Source organism: Paenibacillus sp. OT2-17, assembly GCF_009827695.1.
GTDB classification, from domain to species: Bacteria; Bacillota; Bacilli; order Paenibacillales; family Paenibacillaceae; genus Paenibacillus; species Paenibacillus polymyxa_B.
This window is the reverse complement of the sequence record NZ_WUDQ01000430.1, coordinates 1-3,212: the sequence shown is the minus strand read 5'-3', so window position 1 is coordinate 3,212 and position 3,212 is coordinate 1. Positions and strand designations below refer to the sequence as shown.

Here is a 3,212-nt window from a genome sequence, read left to right as displayed (position 1 = left end):
AATTAGGCCGCCTGGCCATTAACAACCTCTTTGACGTAGTTCAGGATGGAAAGGTTGCAAGCGAAATCTAACAGAGATTTGGATGAAGATTACCCGAACGCTCAATTCTTATCTTTAACGCCAATCACGATGACATCCCCCTCAAAATTATGCATATCAATAACCGTTACATTGCCCCGAAACGCTACCGAAGCTGCTGCAAATCGGCGGTATTCCAGGTCGATAATCGTAAAGTCATATTCTCTGAGATCGGCGTCTAGCTTCAGGACCGTGTTCACCGGCACATAAATAGCAATTTTTTCGAAGCCTCTGGTTGAGGCAACTCGAATCTCTTCCGTGTTTTTAAGTACTATGTTCCAAGGCTGCAAATCTACCAGTCCGTATATCTGGAACAGCCACTTCGCGAATCCATAATCCCACGCTCCCTCAAATTTAAGGGCAACCTGCCATTCATAGGGGCTATCAAAACCTTCCCCAGTAACTCCAAATCGTTTCCCTTTTTTGTGCCAGCTCCATATTCCATGTGCTCCGTAGGTTACGCCGGCTCCCGCACCAGACAAAAGACTTTGCCATGCAGCTTTACGCACGTCGGCACGGCCGAAACGACCGTATTCTCTCCGGCTGTATCCCATCATCTCGTAGCAAGGTTCCGAGTTTAGCACAGGTCGTGTTACCCGCTTGTTATAGAAGTCCAACGCCAAGGTGTAGGCCTTGGACTGAAACTGCGAATTGTGACCTGATTGGTACATGTAAAAGTCCAAATTAGGATCGTTAATGAACTCATCCGGCAGATCCGCCAGTCTCCCCTGAATGTGGAGAGTAGTCAAACACTCCGGACTATGTGTCTTCACAACGTGAAGTGTGGTGCGGTAATACTCGTTCGCTCGCTCTGACGGGAAGTCGGTATCCCCGCTCACAATATAGATAGGGTGATACTTTGAGAATCGGTCTGCCGCGTAGCGCACATACGGTTCTACCGCCTCCAGAGGCATCTTTTTCTCATCACGAAGCTTGGCCGCCCATGTATCTGGGATGTAATTGCACCAAAGCAAAACAAGCGCGGGTACAAATCCCTTGCTCACCGCCATCTCGACCATTGTCTCCGCCCTGTCAAAATAGTCTGGATTCAGCGAATAAAAATCGTAGCTTCCGTCCTCAATCCGTACGAACGGTTCGTAATCCAAATCACTGCCGCTGGCATCCCACTGGCGCAGCAAATTGATTTGCAGAACATTAAACCCCTGGCTACTTCTGTAGTCAAGATAATCAGCCCATTCCTCCAGTGAGATGTTGGTAAATGCGCTCCAGACGGTATCGGCCAGATAAAAAAATGGAACTCCTTCATTGACAAAGTAACGTTTGTTCTCCGCTATGCCAAGCTTTATCATACGGCATCCCCCTTATTGCTGTAATGACAGAAAACGGCGAACAGTTCGCCGCTTTCCCTTTTATTGCTCATTTATGAAGTAACGATACTAGTTTGGGCTCCAGCCGTTCCCTCCTGCTCTAACTTCTCCTGTGCTTCGCGTTCCCTGTTCAACGCTTGTTTATCAAGCGTTCTAAAGAACGGATAGTAAATCAACATACAAACGGGAATGAGCAAAAGCTGTGCAGCTGCAAGTCTCCAGCTCCCCTCAATAAAGCCAAGAGCAAAAATCGGAGTGCCAAATGCCGGGTAAATTCCGATGGGTGCAGGCAGCAAGCCCGCAGTTGTCGCAAAATAACCGAGGACCGCGCAGACGATAGGAGCAACGATAAACGGAATAGCCAGGAGCGGATTCAAAACAACTGGAATTCCGAAAATGAGTGGCTCGTGAATCGAGAAAAAAGTCCCCGGAAGACCGAGCTTGCCAATTGTGCGTAATTGCTTACTCTTGGCCAAGAAGACCAGCAGGAGAGCGAAGCCCAGCATCGGCGCATAGTTTGAGAAAATGTACCAGAAAGCCAGCCCGATAATGTTCGGAAGCGGAGCTCCCGCCTGGAAAGCGTCGAGATTGGCAAGATCCAGACTCATCCAGATCGGTTTGACGATGGCAAGCGTTACGATTGCACCGTGGATTCCGAACATCCAGAGCACCTGCATAATGATGAGGGCGACAATCATAGCCCCCAGTGATCCACCCAGTCCTTCCAGTGGCACTTGCAGATAGGTATAAATAAACTCATGGACCGTACCGAATGACGTATGCATGAATAGACCGGAAACGATAACGAATACCATAGCTACGAGTATCGCCGGAATTAATCCTGAGAATGTTTTGACAACGGTAGGCGGTACTCCTTCGGGCATTTTAATGGTCCAGTTGCGATCGACAATCCAGATATACAATCGGGAAGCGAGCAAGCCAACCAACATGGCGACAAACAAACCCTGCGCACCGAGCCACTGAAGTGGAAGCGCCCGGACTTTATCGAATGTTTGGATCGGCGTCAAAATAAGAAACGAGAGCAGTGCCGTTGCTGCGGGAACCAGTGGGTCCTTGTCAAAAGCTTGCGCCAGTCTGTAGGCAATGAAGAAGACTGCATAGAGGGCGACGATGCCAGTTGTCATCGTCGATCCTAATCCGATAATACCCTTGATGGGTGCGATGAGGTTCTGGTAAGGCTCCCAGGCAAGTGCGGAGAAAAGCGTCGAAAATGCTCCAATAATCAAAAAAGGAAGGGTGGACATCAGTCCATTTGATATAGCGCTCATATAGCGATTTTGCTGAATTTTCCCAGCGTATCTTTGCAATTTATGCGATAGTTTTTTTTCGTTAGCCATATTCCTTCAACTCCTGTTTTAGAGTTTCATCTGTTGAACAATAATCTAGAGAGCGCTTCCATTTGAGGAAATCATATTTTTGTACCAATGGAAGCTGTTCTTGCGAATCCGCCGCAATTGTCTCAGGTTGAACTCATCCCGGTCAACATAGACGAATCCGTAACGTTTACTTACTCCCTGGTGGGTGCTGACCAGATCAATTGCGGACCAAGGACAATAACCAAACAGCTCCACCCCGTCCGTAATAGCCAGCTGGCATTGCTTGATATGCTTGCGCAAGTAATCGATGCGGTAATCATCTCTTACGACATCGCCCTCTTCCAAGGAATCAAAAGCCCCCAGTCCATTCTCGGTAATGATCAGCGGTAGCTGATAGCGGTCATAGATCTTCCTAAGAGTAACACGCAAGCCTGCCGGATCAATTCCCCAGCCGAACTCTGTTCGTTCC

General features: G+C 48.3%; 3 protein-coding genes. All 3 read right to left on the bottom strand.

The features are described 5' to 3' along the window. Positions 1-101: 101 nt before the first annotated feature. The gene (locus GRP75_RS22515) at positions 102-1,388 is read right to left on the bottom strand and encodes a glycoside hydrolase family 140 protein (RefSeq protein WP_160790414.1); all 1,287 of its coding nucleotides are present in this window, start codon (positions 1,386-1,388) and stop codon (positions 102-104) included. 71 nt (positions 1,389-1,459) lie between these two features. Beyond that, positions 1,460-2,764 carry a PTS sugar transporter subunit IIC gene (locus tag GRP75_RS22510; RefSeq protein ID WP_160790413.1) on the bottom strand — a complete coding sequence of 435 codons (1,305 nt, stop codon included), beginning with the start codon at positions 2,762-2,764 and terminating at the stop codon, positions 1,460-1,462. Between the two features lie 45 nt (positions 2,765-2,809). Continuing rightward, positions 2,810-3,212: family 1 glycosylhydrolase (locus GRP75_RS22505; RefSeq protein ID WP_160790412.1), on the bottom strand; the 403-nt coding region annotated here is incomplete at its 5' end.

Bases quoted from the DNA above. Each gene is read 5' to 3' on its own strand.
- GRP75_RS22515 (WP_160790414.1), bottom strand. From the start codon at position 1,388: ATGATAAAGCTTGGCATAGCGGAGAACAAACGTTACTTTGTCAATGAA.
- GRP75_RS22510 (WP_160790413.1), bottom strand. From the start codon at position 2,764: ATGGCTAACGAAAAAAAACTATCGCATAAATTGCAAAGATACGCTGGG.